The sequence below is a fragment of the Blastomonas sp. CCH1-A6 genome, assembly GCF_001556365.1.
GTDB classification, from domain to species: Bacteria; Pseudomonadota; Alphaproteobacteria; order Sphingomonadales; family Sphingomonadaceae; genus Blastomonas; species Blastomonas ursincola.
Genome location: NZ_LSIS01000032.1, coordinates 1 through 300, shown reverse-complemented (window position 1 = coordinate 300; position 300 = coordinate 1). Strand labels below are relative to the sequence as shown.

Below are 300 nucleotides of genomic sequence, written 5' to 3'. Positions count from 1 at the left end.
CCGACGATCGGCCGGTCAAGCTCTCCGTGGAGCTGCCCGCCGCCGTGCATCGCGATCTCGTCGCCTATGCCGCCGCGCTCGCAGCCGAGACCGGGGGAGCGCCGGTCCCGCCCGACAAGCTGGTCGCGCCGATGCTCGCCCGGTTCATGGAAACCGACCGCGCCTTTCGCCGGCACCGCGCGCAGGGGAAGTGAGAGCGCGCCGCCTGCCGTCAGTTGCCCATGAACTTCTTGAAGCGGTCGCGGCCTTCCGCCTCGATCACGGCCTGCTCGGCATTGGCGCACTCGCTGCCCCGCACCG

Annotated in this window: 1 protein-coding gene; it reads left to right on the top strand. The window is 72.0% G+C overall.

Going from position 1 to position 300, the window contains the following annotated elements; genetic code table 11:
• The coding region (locus AX735_RS01670; protein WP_066274619.1) for a DUF2274 domain-containing protein at positions 1-194 on the top strand (194 nt) is incomplete at its 5' end.
• Between the last annotated feature and the right edge of the window lie 106 nt (positions 195-300).